We start from the raw sequence: 15,497 nt of genomic DNA, 5'->3' as shown, positions 1-15,497 counted from the left end.
GAAGTGGTGGCGGAAAGCCTGATGCTTTCCGCCGGGTTGTTACGGCATGGTGATGGACTGTTTCTCTTCAAGCAGTTTCTCAACGACGCCAGGATCGGCCAGCGTTGACGTATCGCCTAAATTACTGGTATCACCCGCGGCGATTTTCCGCAGGATACGGCGCATGATTTTACCGGAGCGGGTTTTTGGCAGAGAGTCGGTCCAGTGCAGCACATCGGGCGTGGCGATCGGGCCAATTTCTTTGCGTACCCAGTTACGCACTTCGGTGTAAAGCTCTGGTGAGGGCTCCTCGCCGTGATTCAGGGTGATATAGGCGTAAATCGCCTGGCCCTTAATGCTGTGCGGGATCCCCACCACAGCGGCTTCGGCAATTTTAGGGTGGGAAACCAGGGCCGATTCGATTTCTGCCGTGCCCAGACGATGCCCTGACACATTCAGCACATCATCCACGCGGCCGGTGATCCAGTAATAACCGTCCTCATCCCGTCGCGCGCCGTCACCGCTAAAGTAGGCATTTTTGAAGGTAGAGAAATAGGTTTGTTCGAAACGGTCGTGATCGCCGAACAGCGTTCGGGCCTGGCCTGGCCAGGAATCAGTGATAACCAGGTTACCTTCGCAGGCTCCTTCCTGAGGATGCCCCTCATTATCGACCAGCGCGGGCTGTACGCCAAAGAAAGGCGTGGTCGCAGAACCGGCCTTAAGCCGCGTTGCGCCGGGTAGCGGGGTGATCATAAACCCCCCGGTTTCGGTCTGCCACCAGGTATCCACTATTGGACACTGGCTGTTGCCGATTTTTTTGTGATACCACTCCCAGGCTTCCGGATTAATCGGCTCACCGACCGAACCCATAATACGCAGACTGCTACGGTCGGTGCCTTCAATCGCCTTGTCCCCTTCGGCCATCAGCGCGCGGATAGCCGTGGGCGCGGTATAGAGCAGGGTGACTTTATGCTTATCCACCACCTGCGCCATGCGGGCGGACGTCGGCCAGTTGGGCACGCCTTCAAACATCAGCGTCGTGGCACCGCAGGCCAGCGGGCCATACAGCAGATAGCTGTGGCCGGTAACCCAGCCTACGTCAGCCGTACACCAGTAGATATCGTCCTGATGGTAGTCAAAAACAAACTTAAAGGTGGTCGCAGCGTAAACCAGATAGCCGCCGGTCGTATGCAGCACGCCTTTCGGCTTGCCGGTTGAACCTGAGGTATACAGGATAAACAGCGGATCTTCTGCCTGCATTTCTGCCGCAGAGTGGTTGGTACTGGCGTTCTGCATCAGCTCGTGCCAGTGCCTGTCACGTCCTTCAACCCAACCGACGTCTTTGCCGGTACGTTGAAAGACCACGACGTTTTTCACGCTGTTTACGTTGGGATTTTTTAACGCATCATCCACATTTTTTTTCAGTGGGATCGTACGCCCCGCGCGCACGCCTTCATCGGCTGTCACAATTAAGGCTGCACTGGAGTCGATCACGCGACCTGCCACCGCTTCCGGTGAAAAGCCGCCAAAAATAACCGAATGCACGGCGCCAATGCGCGCGCAGGCCAGCATGGCGACCGCGGCTTCCGGCACCATTGGCATATAAATCGCGACGACATCGCCTTTTTTAACCCCGAGCAGCTCCAGCACGTTGGCAAAGCGACAGACATCGGCGTGAAGCTGACGAAAGGTTATTGTTTTGCTTTCGTTGGCATCATCACCTTCCCAGATGATGGCAGGATGATCGCCCCGGGTTGCCAGGTGACGATCCAGGCAGTTCGCCGCCAGATTGAGCGTACCGTCCTCATACCAACGAATGGAAATATTGCCAGGCGCAAAAGACGTGTTTTTGACTTTGCTGTAAGGCTTTATCCAGTCAAGGATTTTACCTTGCTCCCCCCAGAATGTTTCTGGATCGGTAACCGATTGCTGGTACATCGCCTGATACTGTTCGGCAGTAATCAGCGCGTTTGCTGCAATATTTTCTGGAACAGGATAGATATGATGTTGGCTCATGGCGAATCTCCTTGAAGATGTTAATCATATGTCAATCAATGGTTAAGTGAAGCCCGACAACCGGTTTTGTTTCTTTTTTGCGCCATAGATCACGCGTTAACCTTGCTGACATAAAAACGTCGTGAATTGGATAAAATCACCCTAACTCCCTGCAAAAAATGGGGATTTAAGTTGCAACATTTTGTGAAGGGCGCTGGTTAAAAAAACAGCGAACGAACCGCGCAGACATTGAGCATTGCCTGAATAGCTATGCGAAAACTTATCGAAGGTTTACTTTTCATAACAGCAGGTTAGGGATTTGCGCCTGTGCCAGCATTTTATGCTTAAGAGATGGTGAAGTTTTAATCGAAGCCTCCAAGGGTTGCATTTACCACAGTGAAAATGGTACTTATCTCGCCCCTGATCATCAGGTATCAGCTCAGACCGCGTCTGAAAATGGGTATGGAAATCATCGCATTTCAATGCGGGACGCCGTCTATAAACACCCTCTAATTTACCGGGCTTTTTGCTCACTTCCCTGTGTGTATTGTCTTCTGCACCTTCGCAGTAGAGAGAAACGGGTTTTGACTGAGGAAATTACGCGTTATGAAAGGTTTTAAAATCAGCCTTGCCTGGCAGATTCTGATCGCACTTGTGCTTGGCATCATCGTGGGTGCCGTGTTGCATAATCAGCCAGAGGATCGTGAATGGTTAGTCAATAATATTCTCAGCCCGGCGGGCGATATCTTTATTCATCTGATTAAGATGATCGTCGTACCCATCGTGATTTCATCCTTGATTGTCGGCATTGCGGGTGTCGGGGATGCGAAAAAGCTGGGACGCATTGGTCTCAAAACCATTTTGTACTTTGAAGTGATTACCACCGTTGCCATTGTTGTTGGTATTACCCTGGCCAACGTGTTTAAGCCCGGCACCGGCATTGATATGTCTACGCTGGCAACGGTGGACATCTCTAAATATGAAGCCACAACCGCTCAGGTGCAGGAAGGCACCCACAGTCTGGTGGCGACCATCCTGTCGCTGATCCCGCAGAACATCTTTGCCTCCATGGCAAAGGGTGAAATGCTGCCGATTATCTTTTTCTCGGTACTTTTTGGGCTGGGACTGTCCGCTCTGCCGTCAGAACAGCGCGATCCGCTGGTCAATCTGTTCCGTGGCGTATCAGAAACCATGTTTAAAGTGACGCATATGATCATGCGTTACGCGCCAGTGGGCGTGTTTGCGTTGATCGCCGTGACGATTGCTAACTTTGGCTTCGCGTCGCTGTGGCCGCTCGCGAAGTTAGTGCTGCTGGTGTATGTGGCGATCCTCTTCTTTGCCTTTGTGGTGCTGGGGGCGGTCGCGCGTTTCTGCAAGCTACGCATTACGACGCTGATGCGCATTTTAAAAGATGAGCTGATCCTGTCTTACTCAACGTCCAGTTCAGAAACCGTGCTGCCGCGCATCATGGAGAAAATGGAAGCCTATGGCGCGCCCAAAGCGATTACCAGCTTTGTCGTTCCGACCGGCTATTCGTTTAACCTGGATGGATCAACGCTGTATCAGAGCATCGCCGCCATCTTTATTGCTCAGCTGTATGGCATTGATCTGTCGCTGACGGACGAAATTATTCTGGTGCTGACGCTGATGGTCACCTCCAAAGGCATTGCGGGCGTGCCCGGCGTATCCTTTGTTGTGCTGTTGGCAACGCTCGGCAGCGTGGGTATTCCGCTGGAAGGGCTGGCGTTTATTGCGGGCGTGGACCGCATTATGGATATGGCCCGCACCGCGCTCAACGTGGTGGGTAATGCTCTGGCAGTGCTGGTCATTGCGCGCTGGGAAAACCAGTTCGATACAGAACAGGCTAAAGCGTACGAATTACAGTTACGGACGCAAACCGCCAGTTAACAGCGGGTTAGCAAGACAAAGGCTCAACGGTGGTTGGGCCTTTTTTTTACCCCGTTTTTATCACCGCAGAAAAAAACGTGGGCAGAGGATGAATTATTCATTCGTTGTGTTAAAAATATTCAGAATAAATTATTCCTGTGGAGGACGAGTGTGAAAATCGATCTCAGTCAGATGATCACGGAAGGGCGCAATCCGGCCAGCCAGCATATTGATGAAATGAGCACAGAGGCGATGCTGCGGGTCATCAACGAGGAAGACAAAAAAGTCGCTCTGGCCGTGGAGGCGATCGTGCCGGAGATTGCGCGCGCGGTGGAGGCAATCTGCGCGGCGTTCAGCGCAGGGGGACGTCTGGTTTACTGCGGTGCCGGGACATCCGGCCGTTTAGGTATTCTTGATGCAAGTGAATGCCCACCAACTTTCGGAACACCACGCGACCAGGTTATTGGCCTGATTGCCGGGGGCCATCAGGCCATCTTGCAGGCGGTAGAGAACGCAGAAGACAATGTGGAACAGGGTGCTCAGGATCTGAAGGCTATTCACTTTAGCCGCCACGACGTGCTGGTCGGCATCGCTGCCAGTGGACGGACGCCCTATGTATTGGGCGCGCTGGATTATGCCCGGCAGTGCGGTGCCTCCACGATAGCGCTGACCTGTAATCCACACAGCAAAATGGCTCAGGTCGCCGATATCGCCCTGACGCCAGTAGTGGGGCCTGAAGTGGTGACGGGATCATCACGCATGAAAGCCGGAACCGCACAGAAGCTGGTGCTGAATATGCTCACCACCGGAGCGATGATTCGTAGCGGTAAGGTTTACGGCAACCTGATGGTGGATGTTGAAGCCACTAACCAAAAGCTGGTGCAGCGGCAGGTTAACATTGTTATTCAGGCCACTGACTGTGATGAAGCCAGCGCCCGCTCGGCGCTGTCGGCCTGTGGCGGACACTGTAAAACCGCCATCCTCATGGTGTTAGCAGGATTAAATGCCGATGAGGCAATCGCGCTGCTCGCTAAGCACCAGGGCTTTATCCGCAAAGCATTACAGGATTCGGGAGCGCGCTAATGGCAAAAATGACCGATGCACTTCTGCACGATATCGTGCAGGCAGTGGGCGGCGCGGCGAACATCGTCGTATGCGGCAACTGTATGACGCGTTTACGACTGATGCTGAGACACAATCAGGCCGATATTGCCCGGCTGAAACGCCTGCCTGGCGTGCTGGGCGTCATCGACAGCGATGATCAGTTGCAGATAGTGCTCGGTCCTGGTAAGGCACAGACGGCGGCAGAACGGATGCAGGCCATCCTGGCGCAGGCGCAGGGCGATGCCGCGGTATTGCACCAGGTAGCGGCAGAACAGAAACAGCAGATAAAAGCCAGGCAGACCGGCGCGCTGCAGCAGTTCCTGGCACGCTTCGCCACCATTTTTACGCCGCTCATTCCGGGTTTTATTGCCGCAGGTTTACTGCTGGGGTTTGCCACCCTGATTGAGCAAAGCCTGCACCTGAGCACGCCTGGCGATCATCCTGGCTGGCTGATTCAGGGCGTGGCCTATATGAAAGTGTTCGGCAAAGGGCTGTTTACCTTCCTCAGCATTCTGATTGGCTACAACGCGCAAAAAGCCTTCGGCGGCACGGGCGTAAACGGGGCCATCATCGCCTCGCTGTTTATTCTGGGCTACGTGCCGGATGCCAAAGTCGGCTATTACAGCGGTATGGACAGCTTTTTTGGTCTGGCTATCGATCCGCGCGGTAATATCATCGGGGTGCTGCTGGCGGCCATGTTTGGTGGCTGGCTGGAAAGGCGGCTGCGCACGATCATTCCAGACAATCTGGATATGATTCTCACCTCGCTGCTGACCTTATTGATCACGGGCGCGCTGACATACCTGCTGATTATGCCGGTCGGCGGCGAGCTGTTTAAGGGCATGTCATGGCTCTTTATCCACCTCAATAACAACCCGTTTGGCTGTGCGCTACTGGCCGGACTGTTCCTGATCGCCGTCATGTTTGGCATTCATCAGGGATTTATCCCGGTCTATTTTGCCCTGATGGAAACCCAGGGATTTAACTCACTGTTTCCGATTCTCGCCATGGCGGGTGCCGGTCAGGTCGGTGCCTCGCTGGCGCTCTGGTGCAAAGCGGAAAAGGGCGCGCTGCTGCGTGCCCAGATAAAAGGCGCTATCGTGCCAGGCTTACTGGGCGTGGGGGAACCGCTTATCTACGGAGTAACGCTGCCGCGCCTCAAACCTTTTATTACCGCCTGCTGTGGCGGTGCGGTCGGCGGGTTCTTTATTGGCTTAGTGGCATGGCTGGGGCTGCCGGTGGGCATGAATACCGTATTTGGCCCGTCTGGGCTGGTCACGCTGCCGCTGATGACGTCGCATCAGGGGATTTTTGCCGGCATGGCTGTCTATCTGGGGGGATTGATCGTCGCCTGGGTTAGCGGCTTTTTACTGACGTGGTGGTTCGGCACCCGCAATGTCGACCTGCGCTGAATTGATAAATAAAACACGAAGAAAGCCTGTTAAGCAGGTCTGTAAAAAATTAAGGATGGGGAGTCTGTTGCATCAAAACGTCCCTAACACTGTCTCGGGCTTACCAGTCTGCGTACTCAACCCGCTACGTTCGCAATGCATGATCGCGGTATAAATACCAAAAGCCGCCCTAAAGCGGCTTTTTAAATGCAACAAATTTGCGCGTAGCACTAAAGAGTCATTACGCAAGTGCCGAAAACATAAAAAAAGGTAATCTTTACCTTTTAACACTCACTCATTAACACTTCTGGTGTAAGTCTGACTGGTACGAGCAAGGACTCCTATGCGCAATAACCAACCTGTTTCCCAGCGTGAATATGTCTATGACGATCATGCCACACTGATGTCAACGACCGACCTGAATAGCTATATCACCTATGCCAACGACGCCTTTATTGAGGCCAGTGGTTTTACCTCTGATGAGGTAAAAGGGCAGCCGCACAATATGGTGCGCCATCCGGATATGCCACCAGAAGCCTTTGCAGATATGTGGGCCACCTTAAAACAGGGTGAACCCTGGACCGCGCTGGTTAAAAACCGGCGTAAAAACGGAGACCATTACTGGGTGCGGGCGAATGCCATTCCGGTGGTGCGTGACGGCAAGGTCCAGGGCTATATGTCCGTTCGCACCAAGCCCTCAGCGCAGGAGGTTAAACAGTGTGAAGCGCTGTATCGCGATTTCCGCGAAGGACGCGCAAGGGGCCGCCAGTTTCACAAAGGGCTGATTATACGCAGCGGCTGGCGTCGTCTTGGATCGATATTAAAAACGTTGCCGCTCCGCTGGCGCATTCGCACTGCGTTACTGGCTGTCTTGCCGCTGTCGGTTGCGGGCGTCTGGGCATTGGGCGTTGCGCCACTGGCGCTGGCGGGCTTTACGGGCGGTATGGCCTGCCTGCTGTTGCTGGCCAGCCTGTGGCTCGAACAGCAGATCTCGCGTCCCATCGAGCGCATGTGCAGGCAGGCGCTGCGTGTGGCAACCGGTGCCAGCCATCAGGTTGAGCAGATGGATCGCATCGACGAGGTAGGACTGACGCTACGCGCCATTGGACAGCTGGGGCTGATGTTCCGCTGGTTAGTCGATGATGTCAGTGGCCAGGCCATTAATGTGCTGAGTGCCAGTGATGCGATTGCCCGTAGCAATAATGAACTGAGTCGTCGCACCGAGCAGGCGGCGGCCAACGTACAGCAAACGGCCGCGACCATGAACGAAATGACTGCAACGGTAAAAAGTAATACGCAGACCGCACAGGAAGTGAGTTCGCTCTCTGTTAACACCAGTGAAGCGGCAAGCAAGGGCGGCGAGGTCATGAAGGAGATGATGGGAATGATGGCAGAAATCGCTGACAGCTCACAGCGCATTGCCAGTATCACCAGCGTTATCGACAGCATTGCTTTCCAGACCAACATCCTGGCGCTGAACGCGGCGGTAGAGGCGGCCAGAGCGGGTGAACAGGGGAAAGGGTTCGCCGTGGTGGCCGGTGAGGTGCGGAGCCTGGCACAGCGCAGCGCAAAAGCCGCCAGCGAGATTAAAGCGCTGGTTGAAACCAGCGCCAGCCGGGTCAATTCAGGTAACGAGCATGCGGGTGCCGCAGGCCACACCATGCAGGACATTGTGCAGCAGGTCCAGAACGTGACGTCACTGATCGGCCAAATCAGCGCCGCGACAGCAGAACAGTCCACCGCGTTGAGTGAAGTGAGCACGGCGGTGGAAGATCTGGACGATATTACCCATCAAAACGCCGCCCGCGTTCAGGAAAGCGCAGAAGCCTCAGGGCGCATGACGCATCAGGCTAACCGGCTGGTTGAAGCGATCAGCGTGTTTCGCTAAGACGCGACCGCCTGCGTGCCTGTATAGCCGGCACGCAGTGCACCGGGTGACTGGCCGATTATTCGTTTAAAGGCCCGGCTAAAAGCGGCCAGTGAACCATAGCCCAAATCGAAAGCGACCGTTTCCAGCGCCTCACCATGGTCGGCGATGCGTTTAACCGCCAGTCGCATGCGCAATTCGGTCAGGTAGCGCAGCGGCGTCATACCGGTGGCATGAAGAAAGCGTTCGGCAAATACCGAGCGTGAGCTACCGGCTTCGCGCGCTAAACGTTCTACCGTCCAGTTCTCGCCCGGAGAACGGTGCATGGCGGCAATGGCCTCACTCAGGCGCGGATCGCGCATCGCTTGCACCAGCCCGCTACTTTGCCCACAGCCATTTTCTACCCAGCCACGCACCACCAGGGCCGCAACCACATCCGCCAGACGCGAAAGAATCCCGGCGTGACCCGCGTGTCGGGTACGTGATTCACGCTCCATCGCCTCCAGCATTGGGCGAATCTCCGGGTAGTGTGACAGCAGCGTACTGACCAGCATGACGTCCGGCATCGTGTTGATCAGCGGCTGCATGCCGCCCAGTTCAAATGCCATGCTGGCGCTGAATAACAGGACGCTGTGGTCATCTTCACAGGCATCAGCCGGTGCCGTAATGGCACAGATACTGTCACAGATCGGTTTGCTCGCCATCGCGTCAATGCACTGACAGTCGGCATCCTCACTGGAGAGCAGGCTGTGCGGCTTACCGTGAGGGATCAGCAGGGCATCGCCACTGTTCAGCGTGAAAAGCGCGCCGGATGCGCCACGCACCAGCAGCGTACCGCGCCCGACAAAATGAAACTGGGCCCGTCCCGGAGAATCATTAAAGCGCAGGCCAAAAGGGGCGCTGACGGCAATGCGCTGGTAGTTAACGCCATACAGGCGCATGCCCATTAGCAACTCACTGGTCAACTCATCGTAACGGCTCATCACAGAAATCCAGACGAATTATCAAAAATGACGGTGTAACCATCATAGATCGTCTTGCTCATCCCCTCTATGCTCAGCACTACTTTTTTTTCCGGAGAAGCAACATGAGTCTCAACACTGAAGTGGCTGATGAGGTTTCCATACCCACTCAGCCAGCGTGGGGCGCCGTCTTTGCGATGTCGTTTGGCGTATTTAGCCTGATTACCGCCGAGTTTTTACCTATTAGTTTGCTGACGCCGATAGCGCGCAGCCTGAACGTTTCGGAAGGTCTGGCGGGACAGACAGTGACCGTCACGGCCCTGATTGCGCTTCTCACCAGTCTGACGGTAGGCAGCCTGGTCCGACGCATCGATCGCCGGGTGGTGATGCTGGCCTTCTCATTACTGCTCATCGTTTCCGCATTGATGGTGGCACTGGCCGCCAATCTGACCGTCATTTTGCTGGCGCGCGTCCTGCTGGGGGTGGCCATTGGTGGCTTCTGGACGTTGTCTACCGCCATTACCATGCGGCTGGTGCCCGCCGATCAGGTCCCTCGCGCACTCTCCATCGTGTTTAGTGGTATCTCACTGGCGACCATTATTGCGACCCCGCTGGGCAGTTATCTGGGCGGGCTGGTAGGCTGGCGAGCGATCTTCCTGTTTACGGCGGGCCTGGGCGCGACTTCCCTGCTCTGGCAGTTTTTCACCCTTCCCGCCATGCCTGCCGAAGGCAACGCGCGCAGCGGCGGTGTGCTGGCGTTGTTACGGATAAATGTCATGCGCTGGGGAATGCTGGCGGTGATCATGATGTTTACTGCCCACTTTGCTTTTTTCACCTATCTGCGACCGTTTCTGGAAAGCGTGGCGCGGCTTGACCTCAGCCAGCTGTCTCTGGTGCTGCTGGCATTTGGCATCGCTAACTTTGTGGGTACGTATCTGGCCGGTTATCTGGTGACACGTAGCGTATCACTGACGCTGAGCGGAATGGCCCTGCTGATGGGCGCGACGGCCCTGATGCTGGTGAGTTTTGGCCATACTGGCTGGCTGGTTGCAGGCGGTGTCGCGATCTGGGGCCTGGCGTTTGGTTCGATGCCGACGGGCTGGTCTACGTGGATTTCACGTGCGGTGCCAGACGATGCTGAATCGGGCGGTGGGTTACTGGTGGCAACCATTCAGTTGGCGATTACGGTGGGCGCGGCGGCGGGAGGCTGGATGTTTGACTTACGCGGCGCAGGCGGCGTTTTCCTTGCCAGTAGCGCGCTGATGCTGGTGGCGGCAGTAACGATCTTTTCCCGCGTCAGGCATCACGGTTAATGTGACTCATGGCAGCGATATATGCTGCCTTTTTATTGCGGTCTGGTTTTTTAACCTTTTGTGTTTTAACAGGGCTAAACGTGCTTTTCAATTTCAGTTTTATTGAACAACTTAAGCAAAACCCTCTGCTTTTTTCTGATCAATATTCGGCCTATTATGTTTTCACACAAGGCAAAACGCCTTAAATAAACTGAAAATGACCGAGGAATTTATCATGAAAACTATCAAAACTTTTGCTGCTGTTATCGCCCTTGCCGTTCTTCCTGTTGCAGGCTTCGCGCAAACTGTGACAGCGACCGGTTCTACTCTGGACAGCACCGAAGCGAAAATTGCTGCGCAGGCGCAAGAAGCTGGTGCTTCCTATAAAATCACCGAAGCTAACACCAATAACGGCGTGCACATGACCGCTGAACTGCTGAAATAATGCTTGAAGTTGTGTGCTGACAGGACGCCTATGGGCGTCCTGGCGGCGTTTGTGGATGCCCGCCGTTTCATCTTTTCCCTTCCTGGTTCCCCATCAGACTCCTTTGTTATTCGCCACTAAGCCTGTCAGCTGTGCAGACGCTTGCCTGATTTTTGGGCGCGATAACGTGCAGGCTTCTCCGCTGCGGCCGCGATTTCACGCGAAAGACGATTTGCTGCCATTAATAGCCAGGTGCAAGACAGGCTGGCCTCGGACGATCCCTGATGCAGCAAGACGGTAAGACCACGTAAGCCTGGTCGGACGACAGCCGATGGCAAAGTCCATCACGGGCTAAGGGAAGCAGAGCCTGGGCAGAAGAGGAAGACGTAAAACGCATCAGTAACCGGTTTACCGGTCTGCTGCGCTCAGCAAGTCGCCAGGTTCTGCTTGTCAGTCTGGATTGCGCGAAGCGCGGCCAACAATCCTGGCAGGCACCGACTCATGACTCTGGATTCGCGATAATTTGCCTGCGGCATGAGGCTGCCGCAGGCGAAGAGCCTGGTTATGACACGTCTTCAGAGGCGTCACGCATCATCTCACCGTGCGGCACGTCATCCAGAATCTGCTCAAAGCTGCGCAGACGTTTATAGATAGACATCAGCTCAACCAGCGTCGACCACGAGGTGATCAGGTACTGGAACGAGCTGCGGACCTGATCGAAAACGTTGGTTATCTGGTTAAGCAAACCCAGCGTTATCGTTCCGGCGACAATGGACGGGAACAACAGAAACAGTCCAAAGACGTTATCGACCTGAAGATAAAGAATGCGGCTGATGTTGAAGTAGAGATAGTGAAAATACAGACGGAAATAGTTAACCCGCACGTTGTTGAACAGCACTTTTACCGTGGGTGGTGTGGCACGATCGGCGTTGTCTTCGCCGTAAACCAGCTCTTTACGATAAGCAGCTTCAACTCGCTGATTACGAAATTCGAGACCGGGGAGCTTAATCCCGACCAGCGCCAGCAGACCGGTACCGAACAGCGACCAGAGAACCGCAGCAATCACCAGCGCGTAAGGAAGATTCCCCAGAATCGGAATGTTTTCGACATGATGTGACAGGGCGATCAACACCGGCAGAAAGGCCACCAGGGTCATAATGGCCTGGATAAAGTTCACGCCCCAGCTTTCCAGCGTTGTGGCAAAACGCATGGTATCTTCCTGCACACGCTGAGCCGCGCCTTCAACGTGGCGTAAGCGCTGCCAGTGGTGCATATAATAATTGTTCATTGCGGTACGCCAGCGGAATACCCAATGGCTGATGAAAAAAGCATTCATCACGCCAATAACGACCGCAATTAAGGCAATGCCCAAAAAGGCCATCACCTGAGCATAAAATTCGTTGATTTGAACCGAGCCGGCTTTCGTCAGCGCTTTTTGGATCAAATCATAAAAAGGGCCATACCAGGCGTTTACGGCAACGCCAACCTGCACACCAAACCAGGTGACAAAAATAATCAGTGCCGAACCCCATACCGACCAGCGTTGCCACGGATGGTTGTCAGTTAGTCGCCAGGCTATCGCGAAAATTGCCACCATCAGCCAGTAATAGGCATAAAACCACAACTCACCCGGCGCAATAAACCGCATTACCGTCGTGGGCAAGGGCTGCTTGATGGCGGCCTGAAAAGCAGGCCAAAAATGGGCCGGTAAATCGCTGGCAAAGCCAAACCAGCCAAAAATCGCCAGTAAACTCCAAAGGGCGGCCGAGCTGAAAAACAGTCCCGGTCGCGGGAAGAAAGACTTAAACATAGGTACTCCGCTGTTGTGTAATCGCTTTTATAACGTTTAAACGGCTATCTGTCTGTAGCCTGTTGTTTCTGAACATGACATCGACAAAATATATGTTAATGAAATTGTGCTTTTTTGTTTCCTTAAACTAAATGTTTATTGGCAATGGTGTTACACTTATATTCACTGTTACCGGTAACAGTTCGTTGTACCCGAAATCCGCAGATAAAAACCACTACAACGTACTCACTTCTCTTTTTCGTACCGCAGTTGATGCGGTGATGAGGCAATGTCATGTCAGACCAGAAAAAGGGTCATTCACGCAGGGATTTTTTGCTGAAGACCATCACCCTGGCGCCCGCAGTGGCGGTAGGCAGCAGCGCACTTGGTGCATTTTCTGCGCCCGCTCAGGCGGCAGCGCCCGCCGCACCCCAGTCTGCCCGAGATTATCAGCCCACCTGGTTTACCGCCGAGGAATTTGCCTTTATCAAGGCGGCCGTTGCGCGTCTGATTCCTGCTGATGAACGCGGCCCCGGCGCGCTGGAAGCAGGCGTGCCTGAGTTTATCGATCGTCAGATGAATACGCCTTACGCCACCGGAGCGAACTGGTATATGCAGGGGCCTTTCAATCCCGACGTCCCTAAAGAAATGGGCTATCAGCTGCCGCTGGTGCCGCAACAGATCTACCGTCTCGGTCTGGCTGATGCCGATCATTACAGTCAGCAGCAGCACGGTAAGGTGTTTGCCCAACTCGACGCCGGGCAGCAGGACGCATTATTACAGGCCATGGAGAGCGGCAAGGCCGGTTTCCGTCAGCTGCCCGCCAACGTGTTTTTCTCATACTTACTGCAGAACACCCGCGAAGGCTTCTTTAGCGATCCCATCCACGGCGGCAATCAGGGCATGGTGGGCTGGAAGCTCATTAACTTCCCTGGCGCACGCGCCGACTTTATGGACTGGGTAGAGCGCGGTGAACGCTATCCGTTCCCGTCAGTGTCGATTCGTGGAGAGAGAAGCTGAGCATGGCAAATGAATTAAAGAAAGTGGATGCCGTGATTGTCGGCTTTGGCTGGGCGGGCGCCATTATGGCCAAAGAGCTGACCGAAGCAGGTCTGAACGTGCTGGCGCTGGAGCGCGGTCCACATCGTGATACCTATCCGGATGGTTCTTACCCGCAGTCGATTGATGAGCTGACCTACAACGTTCGCAAAAAGCTGTTTCAGGACCTGTCTAAGAGCACCGTCACCATTCGGCACGACGCCTCACAAACGGCCGTGCCTTACCGCCAACTGGCGGCCTTCCTGCCCGGTACCGGTACCGGCGGCGCCGGGCTGCACTGGTCGGGTGTCCATTTCCGGGTTGATCCCGTAGAGCTGAAGCTGCGTAGCCACTATGAGGCGCGCTACGGCAAAAACTTTATTCCTGAAGGCATGACCATTCAGGACTTTGGCGTGGACTACCAGGAGCTGGAGCCTTTTTTTGATAAAGCTGAAAAGGTGTTTGGCACCTCCGGTAGTGCCTGGAGTATTCAGGGCAAGGTCGTCGGCAAAGACAAAGGCGGTAACCCCTTTGCGCCCGATCGCTCTGACAACTTTCCACTGCCCGCGCAAAAGCGTACCTGGTCGGCTCAGCTGTTTGCCCAGGCCGCCGAGTCCGTAGGTTATCACCCTTACGATCTGCCGTCGGCGAACACCTCTGGTCCCTATACCAATACTTACGGCGCCCAGATGGGGCCGTGCAACTTCTGCGGCTACTGCAGCGGCTACGCCTGTTATATGTATTCCAAGGCATCGCCGAATGTGAATATTTTGCCTGCGCTGCGTCAGGAGCCAAAGTTTGAGCTGCGTAACAATTCTTACGTGCTGCGCGTCAACCTCACGGGTGATAAGCAGCGTGCGACCGGTGTCACCTATGTCGATGCGCAGGGCCGTGAGCAGGTGCAACCGGCGGATCTGGTCATTCTGTCTGCCTTTCAGTTCCATAACGTCCATTTGATGCTGTTGTCCGGCATTGGTAAACCTTACAACCCGATCACCAACGAAGGTACGGTAGGGCGCAACTTCGCCTATCAAAACCTGTCGACGTTGAAAGCGCTGTTCGATAAAAACACCACCACCAATCCCTTCATCGGTGCTGGCGGTGCAGGCGTCGCCGTGGATGATTTCAATGCCGACAATTTCGATCATGGTCCGCACGGCTTTGTTGGCGGGTCGCCGTTCTGGGTGAACCAGGCGGGCACCAAACCGATCTCGGGGCTCCCCACGCCGACCGGCACGCCAAACTGGGGCAGTCAGTGGAAAGCCGCCGTGGCGGACACCTACACGCACCACCTTTCCATGGATGCTCACGGTGCGCACCAGTCTTACCGCGCTAACTATCTGGACCTGGACCCGAACTACAAAGATGCCTACGGCCAGCCGTTGCTGCGCATGACGTTCGACTGGCAGGACAACGACATCAAAATGGCGCAGTTCATGGTGGGGAAAATGCATAAAATCGCCGAAGCCATGAATCCTAAAATGATCATTGGCGGGGCGAAGAAGCCTGGTACGCATTTTGACACGACCGTGTATCAGACAACCCACATCAGCGGCGGCGCGATTATGGGTGAAGATCCCAATACCAGTGCGGTGAACCGTTATCTGCAAAGCTGGGATGTGCCGAATGTCTTCGTTCCCGGCGCTTCAGCGTTTCCGCAGGGGCTGGGATATAACCCCACCGGCATGGTCGCCGCACTGACCTACTGGTCGGCGAAAGCGATTCGGGAACAGTATCTGAAGAATCCGGGTCCCCTGGTGCAGGCATAA

Annotated in this window: 11 protein-coding genes; 8 read left to right on the top strand and 3 right to left on the bottom strand. The window is 54.8% G+C overall.

The features are described 5' to 3' along the window. Nucleotides 1-39: 39 nt before the first annotated feature. Nucleotides 40-1,995 (bottom strand): acetate--CoA ligase, encoded by a 1,956-nt coding sequence (acs, locus tag NXS97_RS11730; RefSeq protein WP_014606927.1) that lies wholly within the window; start codon nt 1,993-1,995, stop codon nt 40-42. A 585-nt stretch (nt 1,996-2,580) separates the two neighbouring features. On the opposite strand from acs, the gene gltP reads away from it, so the two are divergent. From gltP to NXS97_RS11710, 4 genes are all read left to right on the top strand, one after another. Beyond that, nucleotides 2,581-3,882, top strand: a complete 1,302-nt coding sequence (gene gltP / locus NXS97_RS11725) for a glutamate/aspartate:proton symporter GltP (protein WP_014595076.1) — start codon at nt 2,581-2,583, stop codon at nt 3,880-3,882. A gap of 150 nt (nt 3,883-4,032) precedes the next feature. Next, nucleotides 4,033-4,944 carry an N-acetylmuramic acid 6-phosphate etherase gene (murQ, locus tag NXS97_RS11720; RefSeq protein ID WP_041457929.1) on the top strand — a complete coding sequence of 304 codons (912 nt, stop codon included), beginning with the start codon at nt 4,033-4,035 and terminating at the stop codon, nt 4,942-4,944. Continuing rightward, the gene (gene murP / locus NXS97_RS11715) at nt 4,944-6,377 is read left to right on the top strand and encodes a PTS N-acetylmuramic acid transporter subunit IIBC (protein WP_089517694.1); all 1,434 of its coding nucleotides are present in this window, start codon (nt 4,944-4,946) and stop codon (nt 6,375-6,377) included. The genes murQ and murP overlap by 1 nt, the downstream gene beginning before the upstream one ends. A gap of 322 nt (nt 6,378-6,699) precedes the next feature. Further along, nucleotides 6,700-8,244: a PAS domain-containing methyl-accepting chemotaxis protein gene (locus NXS97_RS11710; protein ID WP_013024196.1), complete on the top strand. Its 1,545-nt coding sequence runs from the start codon at nt 6,700-6,702 to the stop codon at nt 8,242-8,244. Here the strand turns inward: NXS97_RS11710 and NXS97_RS11705 are convergent. After that, nucleotides 8,241-9,206 carry an AraC family transcriptional regulator gene (locus NXS97_RS11705; RefSeq protein ID WP_014595080.1) on the bottom strand — a complete coding sequence of 322 codons (966 nt, stop codon included), beginning with the start codon at nt 9,204-9,206 and terminating at the stop codon, nt 8,241-8,243. The genes NXS97_RS11710 and NXS97_RS11705 overlap by 4 nt on opposite strands. A gap of 104 nt (nt 9,207-9,310) precedes the next feature. Between NXS97_RS11705 and NXS97_RS11700 the strand changes: the two genes are divergently transcribed. Both NXS97_RS11700 and NXS97_RS11695 read left to right on the top strand, forming a co-directional pair. After that, nucleotides 9,311-10,498: an MFS transporter gene (locus NXS97_RS11700; protein WP_013024197.1), complete on the top strand. Its 1,188-nt coding sequence runs from the start codon at nt 9,311-9,313 to the stop codon at nt 10,496-10,498. A gap of 214 nt (nt 10,499-10,712) precedes the next feature. Beyond that, nucleotides 10,713-10,922: a DUF1471 domain-containing protein gene (locus tag NXS97_RS11695; protein ID WP_014606922.1), complete on the top strand. Its 210-nt coding sequence runs from the start codon at nt 10,713-10,715 to the stop codon at nt 10,920-10,922. 541 nt (nt 10,923-11,463) lie between these two features. Here the strand turns inward: NXS97_RS11695 and sbmA are convergent. Next, on the bottom strand, nt 11,464-12,711 hold the full coding sequence (sbmA, locus tag NXS97_RS11690) for a peptide antibiotic transporter SbmA (RefSeq protein ID WP_014595081.1): 1,248 nt from the start codon (nt 12,709-12,711) through the stop codon (nt 11,464-11,466). 273 nt (nt 12,712-12,984) lie between these two features. On the opposite strand from sbmA, the gene NXS97_RS11685 reads away from it, so the two are divergent. Both NXS97_RS11685 and NXS97_RS11680 read left to right on the top strand, forming a co-directional pair. After that, a complete protein-coding gene (locus NXS97_RS11685) occupies nt 12,985-13,710 on the top strand; it encodes a gluconate 2-dehydrogenase subunit 3 family protein (RefSeq protein ID WP_019105649.1) in 726 nt (241 codons plus the stop codon). A gap of 2 nt (nt 13,711-13,712) precedes the next feature. Then, complete coding sequence (locus NXS97_RS11680; protein ID WP_013024201.1) at nt 13,713-15,497, top strand: GMC family oxidoreductase; 1,785 nt, start codon at nt 13,713-13,715, stop codon at nt 15,495-15,497.

The sequence above is a fragment of the Pantoea sp. B623 genome (genome assembly GCF_024814475.1).
GTDB lineage: Bacteria > Pseudomonadota > Gammaproteobacteria > Enterobacterales > Enterobacteriaceae > Pantoea > Pantoea ananatis.
Note: the sequence above shows the minus strand (reverse complement) of the source record. Positions and strands in the feature narration are given on the sequence as shown.